At 29.5% G+C, this 13,384-nt stretch carries 11 protein-coding genes and 1 tRNA gene; 8 read left to right on the top strand and 4 right to left on the bottom strand.

Going from position 1 to position 13,384, the window contains the following annotated elements; genetic code table 11:
- From ACIQZ1_RS01095 to mce, 3 genes are all read right to left on the bottom strand, one after another.
- A partial coding sequence (locus ACIQZ1_RS01095) for a hypothetical protein (RefSeq protein ID WP_396158239.1) occupies positions 1 to 1,604 on the bottom strand: 1,604 nt, incomplete at its 3' end.
- Between the two features lie 335 nt (positions 1,605 to 1,939).
- Positions 1,940 to 2,013 (bottom strand) — tRNA-Ile (locus ACIQZ1_RS01090).
- A 95-nt stretch (positions 2,014 to 2,108) separates the two neighbouring features.
- On the bottom strand, positions 2,109 to 2,510 hold the full coding sequence (mce, locus tag ACIQZ1_RS01085; protein ID WP_396158237.1) for a methylmalonyl-CoA epimerase: 402 nt from the start codon (positions 2,508 to 2,510) through the stop codon (positions 2,109 to 2,111).
- A gap of 83 nt (positions 2,511 to 2,593) precedes the next feature.
- On the opposite strand from mce, the gene rbfA reads away from it, so the two are divergent.
- The 3 genes from rbfA to ACIQZ1_RS01070 are packed head-to-tail and all read left to right on the top strand — an operon-like array spanning position 2,594 to position 4,699.
- Positions 2,594 to 2,986: a 30S ribosome-binding factor RbfA gene (gene rbfA / locus ACIQZ1_RS01080; protein WP_396158235.1), complete on the top strand. Its 393-nt coding sequence runs from the start codon at positions 2,594 to 2,596 to the stop codon at positions 2,984 to 2,986.
- Position 2,987: 1 nt separating this feature from the next.
- Positions 2,988 to 4,187: an ABC transporter permease gene (locus ACIQZ1_RS01075; protein ID WP_396158233.1), complete on the top strand. Its 1,200-nt coding sequence runs from the start codon at positions 2,988 to 2,990 to the stop codon at positions 4,185 to 4,187.
- Positions 4,184 to 4,699, top strand: coding sequence for a nuclear transport factor 2 family protein (locus ACIQZ1_RS01070; RefSeq protein WP_396158231.1), 516 nt, complete (start codon positions 4,184 to 4,186; stop codon positions 4,697 to 4,699). The genes ACIQZ1_RS01075 and ACIQZ1_RS01070 overlap by 4 nt, the downstream gene beginning before the upstream one ends.
- A 12-nt stretch (positions 4,700 to 4,711) precedes the next feature.
- Here ACIQZ1_RS01070 and ACIQZ1_RS01065 read toward each other — a convergent pair whose 3' ends face one another.
- Complete coding sequence (locus tag ACIQZ1_RS01065) at positions 4,712 to 5,665, bottom strand: NAD-dependent epimerase/dehydratase family protein (RefSeq protein ID WP_396158229.1); 954 nt, start codon at positions 5,663 to 5,665, stop codon at positions 4,712 to 4,714.
- A gap of 271 nt (positions 5,666 to 5,936) precedes the next feature.
- On the opposite strand from ACIQZ1_RS01065, the gene ACIQZ1_RS01060 reads away from it, so the two are divergent.
- The 5 genes from ACIQZ1_RS01060 to ACIQZ1_RS01040 all read left to right on the top strand — a co-directional run bounded on the left by ACIQZ1_RS01060 (position 5,937) and on the right by ACIQZ1_RS01040 (position 13,317).
- Entirely contained in the window at positions 5,937 to 6,458 is a 522-nt protein-coding gene (locus ACIQZ1_RS01060) for a hypothetical protein (RefSeq protein WP_396158227.1), read from the top strand.
- Positions 6,459 to 6,519: 61 nt separating this feature from the next.
- Positions 6,520 to 9,873 (top strand): transcription-repair coupling factor, encoded by a 3,354-nt coding sequence (gene mfd / locus ACIQZ1_RS01055; RefSeq protein WP_396158225.1) that lies wholly within the window; start codon positions 6,520 to 6,522, stop codon positions 9,871 to 9,873.
- 101 nt (positions 9,874 to 9,974) lie between these two features.
- Positions 9,975 to 12,620, top strand: a complete 2,646-nt coding sequence (locus ACIQZ1_RS01050) for a tol-pal system YbgF family protein (protein WP_396158223.1) — start codon at positions 9,975 to 9,977, stop codon at positions 12,618 to 12,620.
- 96 nt (positions 12,621 to 12,716) lie between these two features.
- The gene (locus tag ACIQZ1_RS01045) at positions 12,717 to 12,938 is read left to right on the top strand and encodes an AtpZ/AtpI family protein (RefSeq protein ID WP_396158221.1); all 222 of its coding nucleotides are present in this window, start codon (positions 12,717 to 12,719) and stop codon (positions 12,936 to 12,938) included.
- Entirely contained in the window at positions 12,928 to 13,317 is a 390-nt protein-coding gene (locus ACIQZ1_RS01040) for a hypothetical protein (RefSeq protein WP_396158219.1), read from the top strand. Before ACIQZ1_RS01045 ends, ACIQZ1_RS01040 begins: the two co-directional genes overlap by 11 nt.
- Positions 13,318 to 13,384: the final 67 nt, after the last annotated feature.

Genomic DNA, 13,384 nt, shown 5'->3' with positions numbered 1-13,384 from the left:
TCTGACTCTTCATAATTTTTAAATGACAAATAATTTATTTTTTCATTATTTTCATTAATATTCACAGAATTTTTTTTGTTATTTATTATAGCTTCAAGTTCTGATATTTCTCTTTTAGCAATAATATTAATACTTTTTCCTTCCGAAGTTTTAATATTACAGGTAAGAACTTCATTTTTTATGGATTTTATTTGAAATGATTCATCAAATTTTATTGGGAAAATTAAATTTGATGAATAATCTATTTCTAAAATTGTTTTAAAGTTGTTTTTAGTAAATTTATTTGATTCATATTCATCAACTTCTGCAGTAACATTTACTATAATATCGCCATTCTCCTCGGGAGAAATATTAGAAGTTAAATCTAAGGTTAACATGTCAACTCTTGTTGAATCAGAATTAATAAAATACCAATACCCATCAAAATTTAAATTCCTTTCATTAAACGTAGTTAATTCTTCAGATGACACCCTGTGTTTTGTAAGTGTTGATATTAAAATTAATGTCGTTAAAGGTATTAAAAATCCCATGCCAACAATAAATGATTTGAACAAAATTTTATACTTTTCAATTTGTATTATTTTTTTGCTTTTAGATTCAAAATAATCATAAATAAGAGCACTTATGCAAATAAATGAGAAAAAGTACTGGTAATAATTTAATATAGAATTGAATGATTTATTTACATAATATAAGAACGATGAATTGTAATAATTATGAGGGAATAAAATAATAAAACCCCAAAAAACAAAATTTCCAATTAAGATGTTTTTTGTGTTATTAAACTTTTTATATTTAGATAATAAAAATGGTATAACACCAAAAAATGAAGCATATAATAACGAATCGAATAATCTTAAATTAAATTTATAATTGTTAAAAGACAGTGGGATTAAAATTGTTATTAATATAATTGAAATTATAGTATAATCGTGAGTTATTATACTTCTATTCTTTGAAATTTTATCTATCGTAATTACTGAACTAGTTATTAATGAGCCAATTATAAAAATTAAACCAGATAATCCTAAAAAAAGAACACCAGGACCAGCTCCTGTTGATGCGCTGACGCTAGCTAAACCAGCCGAACCACTAACTTTACTTGTATAGGAGGCAACAAGTCCAATAGCAACTATAATAACAAAAACCCCAAAAAACAAACAGAATTTCTTCAAATTACGTTTCATTGCAAAAATAATTGCTGCAATACTAAGAGGTAAAGTATAGAAGATACCACCACCAATTGAACCACTAGAGCCATAATTATTATTTAATACTGTCCCTGAAACACTTGATTTTACCCAAGGTAGAAAGCCAGAGAAAAACATTAAAACCACAGAGATTAATAAAATCCAATTGCCCAACTTAAACTCGCTAAATTTAAGCCAGCCTTCCTCAATAAAACTTTCATTTTGTTTTATAGATTTATTTTGAGTTTCTCTATTATCTTGATTCTTTTGAAGGTTAGCCTTAATAAAAATGTTAACTTCAATTTCATCAATACCAATTTCACTTGCTTTTTTTATAATATAGTCTCTTTCAGTATCTGAAATAGAACCATTTACGGTTGCTGATTCTATTAATTCTCGAATCGAATTTTCCATAGTCTAGTTTTTAAATTAATTATAAAATAAGGAAATTAAAACTTAAAATACAACTATTTATTTTGATATTTTAATTTATTTAAAAATTCTAATTTTATTATTTAAGATAAAAATTCATAAAAATATTTTGTAAAATCGAATTTTTTTTGAAATCTAACTGATTATAAATTAATCTTAACTAATAAATAGAAATAGAATATAAATTTAATTTATAAGGAAATAAAAAAACTAATATTTTAACAAAAAATAGTTGAGCATTCGGTTTTGCTCAACTTTTTGCTCAACTTTTTAATAAGAAACCCTTGTAAATACTAATATTTACAAGGGTTTTGTTGTGGTCCCACCTGGGCTCGAACCAGGGACCACCTGATTATGAGTCAGGTGCTCTAACCAACTGAGCTATAGGACCTCTATTGGAGGTGCAATATTACTACTATTTTTATTTGCAAGCAAATCTTTTTTTATTCGATTCTAAAAATGTTGGGTAACGTTCTTGAAATCAATCTATTTTATTTCTTGGCAAAGTTCAATTAACATGCCGTTTGTGGTTTTTGGATGTAAAAAAGCTACTAATTTATTGTCGGCTCCTTTTTTTGGTATTTCATTTAAAACAGTAAAACCTTCCAGCTTTAGTCGTTCTATTTCTGCATAAATATCTTCCACATCAAAAGCGATATGATGAATGCCTTCGCCTTTTTTCTCTAAAAATTTAGCAATCGGGCTGTCTTCATTTGTAGCTTCTAACAATTCAATTTTATTTGGACCGCACATAAAAAAAGAGGTTTTTACACCTTCACTTGCTACTTCTTCTGTCTTGTAAGCGGCTTGTCCGAAAAGTTTTGAAAACAATTCATTTGAATTTTCTAAATTATGAACCGCGATGCCAATATGTTCTATTTTTCTCATTTTTACAGGAATTAATATGCAAAAATAAACATTCATAAATGTATTTCTGCTTATTTTGTGAGTAAAAATTGTATTTTTGCCCAATGGAAACAAATAGACAAAAAAAAATTGGTGCATTATTGCAAACAGACTTAGTAGACATTTTACAAGGTGAGATTAGAAAAAATTCAATTTCTAACTTAATTATTTCTGTTTCTAAAGTAAATGTAACTTCAGATTTATCTATCGCAAAGGTGTACTTAAGTGTTTTTCCTTCCGAAAAAGGACCAGAATTATTAGCCGCTATAAAAAGTAACGCACCTTTAATTAAACACGATTTATCGCAACGTGTAAAATTGCAATTAAGACGTGTGCCGAATTTAATTTTCTTCATAGACGACAGTTTAGATTATATTGAAAAAATTGACAATGCACTTTCAAGAAAAGATAATCCAATTGAAAACCCAGATTTATTAGAAAAACGAAAAAAATCATAATTTGAATTTTCCGTTCTACATAGCCAAAAGATACGCGTTTAGTTTGTCTAAAACTACCGCCATAAATGTGATTACGTTTATTGCTTCTTTTGGAATAATTGTAGGCGCTATGGCACTTTTTGTAGTGCTTTCTGTTTTTAGTGGTTTGCGCGATTTTAGTTTAAGCTTTACCAATGCAACTGATCCCGATTTACGAATTGAAACCCTTGCAGGCAAATCTTTCTTCATCTCTGAAAAACAAGAAGCTCAGTTAACATCTTCAAAAGAATTTACTAAATACACCAAAATTGTAGAAGAACGCGCCTTGTTTTATTATAAAAATAAAGAGCATGTGGCTTATTTAAAAGGTGTTGACACCAATTTTAGCCAAGTAAACGCGTTTGACACATTTTTATACGCTGGCGATTGGTTAGAGCCAAACACCAATCAGGTTGTAGTGGGTTCAGGAATTTCCAGAAAATTAGCTTTAGGACTTTTCGATTTTAATAACGTTTTAGAAGTCTATATTCCTAAACCAGGTTCGGGTTTAATTGAAAATCCAGATGATGCTTTTAATAAATCGCCTTTACTAGCTTCAGGAATTTTTCAAGTTAGCGAAGATGTTGATGAAAAATATATTTTTTGTTCTATACCTTTAGTACAAGGGTTATTAAATTACAAACCCAATCAATTGACTTATATCGATTTTAAACTGGCACCAAATGTATCCGAAACAGATGCAATAGAAACCATCAATAAAATATTTCCAAATCAAGTAAGAGTAAAAAACAGAGCGCAATTAAATGATGCTTTGTATAAAATGCTTAATACCGAAAACATTGTAGTATATCTTATTTTTACTTTGGTAATTATTATTGCGCTGTTCAATTTAATTGGTGCGATTATTATGATGATTATCGAAAAGAAAACCAATTTAAAAACCTTATACAATTTAGGAACAGAAATTAAATATTTAAAGAATATTTTCTTATTTCAAGGAAACATCATTTCTATTTTTGGCGGAATTTTGGGTTTGATTTTAGGAATTTTTATCGTTTTAGTGCAGCAACAATTTGAATTAATAATGATAAATCCAACCTTAGCCTATCCAGTTGTTTTTGAAGTTAAAAATGTAATAATTGTATTGTTTACCATTGTAATTTTAGGATGTATTGCTTCTAAAATTGCCAGTAGTACCGTAACTAAAAAATTATTAGAATGAGAAAAATTATAGTTGTTATAATCGGATTGGTTATAATTGGATGTAAATCGAAACAAATAACAAATCAAAAGAATCAAGAATCTGAAATTAATTTAATTTTAAATAATTGGCATAAAGCGGCTGCTGAAGCAAATTTTAATTCATATTTTGATGCGATGGCTGATGATGCTATTTTTATAGGGACTGATGCTACAGAAAACTGGAACAAACCAGCATTTATACAATTTGCAAAACCCTATTTTGATAAAGGCAAAGCTTGGAATTTTACCTCATTAGAAAGAAATATTTATTTTTCTTCGGATAAAAAAACAGCATGGTTTGATGAATTGTTAAATACACAAATGAAAATTTGCAGAGGAAGTGGTGTTTTGGTAGTTGATAAAAATGGAAATTGGAAAATAAAACAATATGTTTTATCGATGACAATTCCAAATAATCATACAGATGAGGTTGTAAAAATAAAGTCTTTAATTGAAGACAAAGAAATAGAAAAACTAAAAAAAGGCGAATAACTCGCCTTTTTTCTATTTATAAATCGTTGCTTTCAAATTCTTAAACATATCAACGGTCATATTTTCTATGTTAAAATCGTTTTTCCAACCCCAATCTTTTCTTGCTGCACTATCGTCAATACTCGCTGGCCAACTGTCGGCAATTTTCTGACGGAAATCGGGCTCGTAAGTAATTGTAAAATCTGGATAATGTTTCGTGATTTCTGCTGCCAATTCTTTCGGAGTAAAGCTCATTCCAGATAAATTGTACGAAGAACGAATTTTAATAGCATCTGCATCTGCTTGCATAATACTAATTGTAGCTTTTATCGCATCGTCCATATACATCATCGGTAAAGCCGAATTTTCAGATAAAAAACTCGTAAATTTTCCATCAGTAATTGCTTTGTGATAAATATCAACAGCATAATCGGTAGTTCCGCCACCAGCTTCAGTACTCCAACTAATTAAACCTGGATATCGGATACTTCTGATATCCACACCATATTGTAAATGATAATATTCTGCCCAACGTTCCCCTGTTTGTTTTGAAATTCCGTATACGGTACTTGGCTCCATAATGGTATATTGTGGCGTATTTTCTCTTGGAGTTGTGGGTCCGAAAACAGCAATACTGGAGGGCCAAAATATTTTTTTAATTTTTCCTGCTTTGGCTAAATTTAAAACGTGAAATAACGAATTCATATTCAAATCCCAAGCAAAAGCGGGGTTTTTTTCGGCAGTTGCAGATAATAAAGCAGCCATTAAATACACATCAGTAATATGGTATTTTTCAATTAATTGCTCAATCTGATTGTAATCTAAAGCATTTATAACTTCAAAAATTCCGTTATTTACTACGTCATTTTCTAATTTTCTAATATCGGAAGCAATTACGTTTTCTACACCATAAGTGGCACGTAATTTAGAAGTAAGTTCGGTACCAATTTGACCACAAGCGCCAATGATAAGTATTTTGGTTTGCATAGTTAGTAGTTTTGTCTTACAAATATAAAATATTGGCAATAATAACTCATTATTTTGTTAGTTTTTTTCGAATTTCGTAAAAACCAGCTATTCAGATTATTAATTATTTATTTCACTTAAATTTTAAAAAAATCGTATAAACATTTGTAAATTTGCGACTCATAATTGAAAAAGAATGAATTTTTATAAACTACTTATAGTATCCGTTTTTTGCAGTATTTTGTTTTTTTCTTGTAAACAAAATGACGAGCAAGTACTACTTGTGAAAAAAATGGAGAAAAAAAACCGAGAATCTTTTGAGCAAATCAATAAAGCTTGGCAGTTAAACATTCCAATCACAAGTCCTGAAGTGCGTGGCGTTTTAAATCAATGGCAAGATTGGAAAAATTTTGAAGAAGAACTCCAACAAAAACCAAAATCATCCATTAGCGCTTTTAAGCAAAAGGTTTTAAATTTAGTAGCCAAATCTAGTACTTTACATACAAATGTACCTGTAAAATTTAACGTTCCTCAAGTGCGAAGCAGAATTGTAGCGTTACAAACTAAAATATTAGCATTAGATACTTATTTTTCATTAGATATTGTACCACACGAAAAAGTGCAAAATTTAATTGCAGCCATTAATAAAGAATTGAATGCTTTTTATATGCAGTGCGAAGAAATTATTATTAAAAACCGAATTCCAACTGAAATTGGCGAGCCAAAAATTATAAGTATCAGCGATACTACCCGAAATGCAAAAGCAATAAATTTTGACGATTTAGAACAAAAAGAAATTTCAAAAAAGAAGTAACTTTAAGGTTAAAGGTAAAGGGTAAAAGGACTTCAATTATATAAAAAACAAATACTATAAATTGAGTAAATCAGAAATCATTCAAAAATATCAGCAACATCCAAAAATTGGACAAATTGCTGAATTTTTTGCGTCCAGAAAAAAAATAAATGCTACTGGTTTGGTAGGTTCTTCACTTTCATTTGTGATTGATGCTTTATTTAAAAAATCGGAACTTCCTTTTTTATTATTGTTTAATGATAAGGAAGAAGCAGCCTATTATTTGAATGATTTAGAAGCGTTAATTAACAACCAAGACGTGTTGTTTTATCCGGGTTCTTATCGTCGTCCCTACCAAATTGAGGAAACAGATAACGCCAACGTTTTATTGCGTGCTGAGGTATTAAATAGAATTAATTCTCGAAAAAAACCCGCCATAATTGTTTCGTATACAGATGCCATTTTTGAAAAAGTAGTTACCAGAAAAGAATTAGATAAAAATACGTTAAAACTTAGTGTTAACGATAAATTATCTATCGATTTTATTAATGAAACGCTTTTTGAATATCATTTTAAACGTGTCGATTTTGTTTCGGAACCTGGTGAATTTTCTGTTCGAGGTGGAATTATAGATGTATTTTCATTTTCAAATGATGTGCCATATCGAATAGAGTTTTTTGGTGACGAAATTGACAGCATTCGAACATTTGATATTGAAACGCAATTGTCTAAAGAAAAAGTTACAAAAATTTCCATTATACCTAATGTTGAAAATAAAATATTACAAGAAAAACGAGAAAATTTCTTAGATTATATTTCTGAAAAAACCGTTATTGTGCTTCAAAATACCGATTTGTTAGGTGGAAAATTAGACCGATTATTCGAAAAAGCAAAAGAAGCCTATTCGAAATTAACGCTAACGATTCATCACGCCAAACCAGAAGAATTATTTGTAAATCAGGAAACATTTTTAAAACGCGCCTTAGATTTTTCGATAATCGAATTAGATAAAAATCCAGTTTTTAAATCGGAAAAAATCTTCGAATTTTATACGCAACCACATCCATCATTCAACAAACAATTCGATTTGTTGATGAATAATTTAAACGATAATTTCCATAATGGAATTAAAAATTATTTATTTTCATCGAACGAAAATCAAGCCAAAAGATTTAAAGAAATTTTTAAAGATATAGATGAAGACGCAGCCATTCATGTGAAAGAAAAATATGAAAACATTGTATTCCCTTTGTTTTCAGGTTTTATAGATACAGAATTACAAATTGCGTGCTATACTGACCATCAAATTTTCGAAAGATATCATAAATTTTCTATCAAGAATAATGCGTCTAAAAAACAAACGGTAACTCTAAAAGAGCTAACCGCTTTGTCAATTGGTGATTATGTAACACATATTGATCACGGAATTGGAAAATTTGGGGGACTACAAAAAATTCAAGTAGAAGGTAAAACTCAAGAAGCTATTAAATTGGTGTATGCCGATAATGATATTGTGTATGTAAGTATTCATTCGCTTCATAAAATTTCAAAATACACTGGAAAAGAAGGCGCACCACCAAAAATATATAAATTAGGTAGTGGTGTTTGGAAAGCATTAAAACAAAAAACAAAAGCACGTGTTAAGCACATTGCGTTTAATTTAATTCAGTTGTATGCGAAACGTCGTTTGGATAAAGGATATGCTTTCGGACCCGACTCATATATGCAAAAAGAATTAGAAAGTTCATTTATTTACGAAGATACGCCCGACCAAATTACAGCTACTCACGATGTAAAAATGGATATGGAAAACGATCGTCCAATGGATAGATTGGTTTGTGGTGATGTGGGTTTCGGAAAAACAGAAGTCGCTATTCGTGCGGCTTTTAAAGCAGTTGATAACGGAAAACAAGTCGCCATTTTAGTGCCAACAACTATTTTGGCTTACCAACATTACCGAACTTTTGTAGATAGATTAAAAGATATGCCAGTAACGGTAAGTTATTTGAACCGATTTAGAACTGCAAAACAAAAAGCGGAAACCTTAAAAGGTTTGGAAGAAGGAAAAATAGACATCGTAATCGGAACGCATCAATTGGTAAATAAAAATGTAAAATTCCGAGATTTAGGATTGCTTATTGTAGATGAGGAACAAAAATTTGGGGTAAATGTAAAAGACAAATTAAAAACCATTGCCGCAAATATTGATACGCTTACTTTAACCGCCACACCCATTCCAAGAACGCTACAATTTTCATTAATGGCAGCTCGCGATTTATCAGTTATTACTACGCCGCCGCCAAATCGATATCCAATTGAAACCAATGTAATTCGTTTTAATGAAGAAACCATTCGTGATGCTATTTCTTATGAAATTGAACGTGGCGGACAAGTGTTTTTTATCAATAATCGTATCGAAAACATCAAAGAAGTTGCCGGGATGATTCAGCGTTTGGTTCCCAATGCAAAAGTTGGAATCGGACACGGACAAATGGATGGAAAAAAACTGGAAGAATTAATGCTTGCCTTTATCGAAGGCGAATTTGATGTTTTGGTGGCTACAACAATAATTGAAAGTGGCTTAGACGTGCCGAATGCAAATACAATTTTTATTAATAATGCCAATAATTTTGGACTATCAGATTTGCATCAAATGCGAGGTAGAGTAGGGCGTAGCAATAAAAAAGCATTTTGTTATTTCATCACGCCACCCGAATCTGTTATGACAGATGATGCCAGAAAACGAATTAATGCTTTAGTGCAGTTTTCAGAATTGGGTAGCGGGTTTAATATTGCGATGAAAGATTTAGAAATTCGAGGTGCTGGCGATTTGTTAGGTGGCGAACAAAGTGGTTTTATTAATGAAATTGGTTTTGATACCTATCAAAAAATTATGAATGAAGCCATAGACGAATTAAAAGAAAATGAATTTGCTAATTTGTATGAAGAAGAAAACGATATTGAAACCAAAGAATTTGTAAAAGAATTTCAGATTGATACCGATTTTGAATTGTTGTTTCCAGACGAATACATCAATAATATTACGGAACGACTTAGTTTGTATAATGAATTAGGTTCGGTAAAAAATAATTCGGAATTAGAAGCTTACGAAAAAAGGTTAATTGACCGATTTGGTGTTTTACCTAAAGAAGCGGTTTCATTATTAAATAGTGTACGAATTAAATGGAAAGCCAAACAAATTGGTTTAGAACGCTTAATTTTGAAACAAAACAAAATGGTTGGTTATTTTATTGGCGATCAGCAATCTAATTTTTACCAAAGTAATCGTTTTATGAATGTAATGAAATTTGCACAACAAAACGGAAATTTATGTAAAGTAAAAGAAAAAGAAACTAAAAACGGATTACGACTTTTAATCACTTTTGAAAACGTAAAAAGCATTCATAAAGCTTTGGAATTAATTGAAATGATATAATCTTAAAAAAGTAATGTTCATTTTTCAAAAAAAAAACTTATTTTTACACGTTTGCATACTAAATAACCAAAATTAAAGTTATTTATAAAAATCACAATACATTGAAAAAGATACAATTAAAATACATGTTCACTTTTGGTATACTTGCCTTAATTTTGGCTTGTTCTACCAAAAAAGACAACTATATAAACAGAAAATGGCATTCAACAAATACAAAATATAATGTATTATATAATGGAAATTTAGCGTTAGAAAAAGGAATTACAGATGTAAAAGCGACCTATTCCGATGACTTTTGGAATGTGCTTCCTTTGGAAAGAATGCAAATAACCCCTACTGAACAAAAAGAAGGCGAAGCAACCAAAAACGCAAATTTTGAACGCGCCGAAACAAAGGCTACTAAAGCCATTCAAATTCATTCTATGAATATTGGCGGATATGAAAAAAACAATCAAATTGACGAATCGTATTTGATGTTAGGTAAATCTAGGTATTATGAACACCGCTATTTACCTGCTATGGAAGCATTTAATTATATTTTATATAAATATCCAACAAGTAATAACGTGTACCAAGCACAAGTGTGGCGCGAAAAAGTTAATCTTAAGTTAGAAAACGAACAATTAGCCATAAATAACTTAAATAGAACACTAAAAGGACAAAAAGTTACAGGTCAGGATTTGGCTGATATTCATTCCGTTTTAGCACAAGCGTATATTAAAAAAAATGTCTTAGATAGTGCATTAGCATCGGTAAAAATATCTAAAAAAGAAACAAAACTAAAGGAAGAAAAAGCGCGTTATACTTTTATTTTAGGTCAATTATACGAAAAATTAAATTATTCAGATAGTGCATTTGTTGCCTATCAGGAAGTAATTGATATGAAACGTAAATCGCCACGAAGCTATACTATCTATTCGCATTTAAAACAAGCGAATCAGTTTGATTTTGCAAAAGGCGACACGGTTGCTTTTCATAAAAATTTAGATAAATTACTTGAGAATATCGAAAATAAAAATTTTAGAGATGTTATTCACCATCAAAGAGCGGTTTTTTATGATAAAAAAGGGAAAGACAAATTAGCCATTTTAAACTATAATAAATCTATAAAAAATAGTGTATCAGATAAATATTTAGCTTCATTAAATTATAGAAATATCTCGGAAATATATTACAGAAATCGAAATTTCCATTTCGTAAAAAAATATTTAGATTCTACTTTGGTGCAGTTACCTGAAAAACATATCGAAGTAAAATCGACCAAAAAAAGGTTAGAAATCATTACAGATGTTGTAAAATATCTAGACATTATTAGTTACTCGGATAGTATCATTAGTGTTTCAAAAATGTCTGCTTCAGAAAAAGTAAAATTTTATCAAAACCATATTGCTAAATTAAAAATATCCGACTCTATTGCGGCCAAAAAAGCAGCAGACAATTTAACGTTATCCAAACAAAATCAAAAAGCAGATATGTTTTCTGGAGATAATTTTAGTGATAACCTAAGCCCAAAAGATAAAAATTCAGCAGGCGGAATTTCAATGGCTAAAAATCCAGTTTTAGAACCAAATTTAACAAAATCACCAGTGAATTCAGGAGGTTTACAAAGTAATTTTTATTTTTACAATGCCGTAACGGTTGCACAGGGTAAAATTAATTTTAAGAAAAAATGGGGCGATATTAAATATGGCGACAATTGGAAATCTGTCGCGGTTTCAAATCAAAACCAATCAGATACTGCATCTGAAGAGGAATCAGAAGAAGAAACAGCTGATAAATCAGATGAAGTTGGTGTTGAGCCAAAATACAAAACAGCCTTTTACATTGATAAGTTACCTAAAGATTCTAAAACACTAGATAGTTTAAATGTTGAGGCCAATTACGCTCGCTTTCAATTAGGTTCTATTTTTAAAGAAAAACTTAAAGAAAATCAATTGGCCATAACTTCTTTTGAAGACATTTTAGCATACAAACCAGAAAGCAAATTAGTATTGCCAACCTACTATAATTTATACCAATTATATGGCACATTAAATAACGAAAAAGCTCTGGTTTATAAACAAAAAATTTTAACTGAATATCCAGAAAGTAGATATGCTTCAGCTTTTAATAACACTACAATAAATGCAGATATTACAGCGGATTCCGAATTTAATATGTTGTATACGAAAGTTGAAAAAGGATTGTTTAGAGAAGCAAATTTAGAAATAGATGCTTTGCTAAAAAAATACGACGGTGATGAATTAAATGCTAAATTCGATGTTTTAAAAGCAAAAATTACGGCAAGATTATTTGGGCTTTCTGCATATAAAGAAGCATTGCAAAAGATTGTAAAAAACTATCCAAAAGCCGATGAAACGAAAAAGATAGAGTCAATTTTAAATTCAGATATCCCTGTTTTAGAATCATTAAAATTTGGAGAAAAACCGAAAACCTATAATTTGGTATTTATAACCAATTATCCAAACGAAGTTTCGCATAAAAATTTAATTGAAAAATTAAATAAATATGCCAAAGAATCTGGTGACAGCAAAGTTAAAGTGTCAAATGACATTTATAATGTAGATAAAAACATGATAGTTTTACACGGCATTATAAATAAAGCAACTGCAGAATCGGTGGCTAATTATCTTAAAGAACACAAAGAGTACAAATTAAAAGATTCGCCTATAATTATTTCTAATGAAGATTATAAAGTAGTTCAGGTAAGAAAAAATATTGAAGAATATTTAGCTAAAATTAAATAAGTAAAAAAATCATACTACGTTTATTAGTAAAAACGTATCGAATTTAGAGCAACCACCATTTTTAGGAATAGGGTTTCTACTGACCTAACAAAAACAATGCTAAACAACAAAAACAAACCATTAAATAAATGGATTCAATTGATAAGTATTCCAGCGCAAATGGGGATAGTTATATTTTTGTTTGCCTATTTAGGTCAATATTTAGACGAAAAATACCAATCCGAAAACTATGTAAAAATTTTTACAGTTCTTGGTGTTTTTTTAGCCTTGTATAATGTGATTCGTCAAGTCAACCAAATGAGTAAAAATGAAAAATAACGTCTTGTTTTTTAAACAAATTTTCTTTTTTACACTTTCGTTATTCGCCATCAATCGGTTGGTTTTTATGCTGCCGGTATTAAAACAAGCCCAAGAAAAATTCCATTTCCCAATCGCCTTTTTGTTTTTATTATTTTTTGTACTTTCAAGCCTGATTTTATTTATTGTAAAAAAGGTTTCAGAAAAAAGCTTTGATAACACTGGAATGGTTTTTATGATAGCAACTTTCGTAAAAACTGGAATAGTTTATTTTATCGTCAAACCAATTATAAATTTACCAAATCATCAAATTGAAAAAACAAATTGCTTAATTGTTTTTATGTGTTTTTTAGCAATTGAAACGATTATTACAATCGGTATTTTAAATAAAAAACAATAAACCAATTTAATTTTGAATAATTTGGTAAAAAAAGTAATTTTCTAGTATTGTAATTTAAAGAAAAAAT

Source organism: Flavobacterium sp. (assembly GCF_044341185.1).
Lineage (GTDB): Bacteria > Bacteroidota > Bacteroidia > Flavobacteriales > Flavobacteriaceae > Flavobacterium.
This window is presented reverse-complemented; position numbering and strand designations above follow the sequence as displayed.

What these genes read in the sequence shown, in the direction of transcription:
- ACIQZ1_RS01060 (WP_396158227.1), top strand. Translation starts at nt 5,937, where the DNA reads ATGGAGAAAAAAAACCGAGAATCTTTTGAGCAAATCAATAAAGCTTGG.
- ACIQZ1_RS01065 (WP_396158229.1), bottom strand. Translation starts at nt 5,665, where the DNA reads ATGCAAACCAAAATACTTATCATTGGCGCTTGTGGTCAAATTGGTACC.
- ACIQZ1_RS01040 (WP_396158219.1), top strand. Translation starts at nt 12,928, where the DNA reads ATGAAAAATAACGTCTTGTTTTTTAAACAAATTTTCTTTTTTACACTT.
- ACIQZ1_RS01070 (WP_396158231.1), top strand. Translation starts at nt 4,184, where the DNA reads ATGAGAAAAATTATAGTTGTTATAATCGGATTGGTTATAATTGGATGT.
- ACIQZ1_RS01045 (WP_396158221.1), top strand. Translation starts at nt 12,717, where the DNA reads ATGCTAAACAACAAAAACAAACCATTAAATAAATGGATTCAATTGATA.
- rbfA (WP_396158235.1), top strand. Translation starts at nt 2,594, where the DNA reads ATGGAAACAAATAGACAAAAAAAAATTGGTGCATTATTGCAAACAGAC.
- mce (WP_396158237.1), bottom strand. Translation starts at nt 2,510, where the DNA reads ATGAGAAAAATAGAACATATTGGCATCGCGGTTCATAATTTAGAAAAT.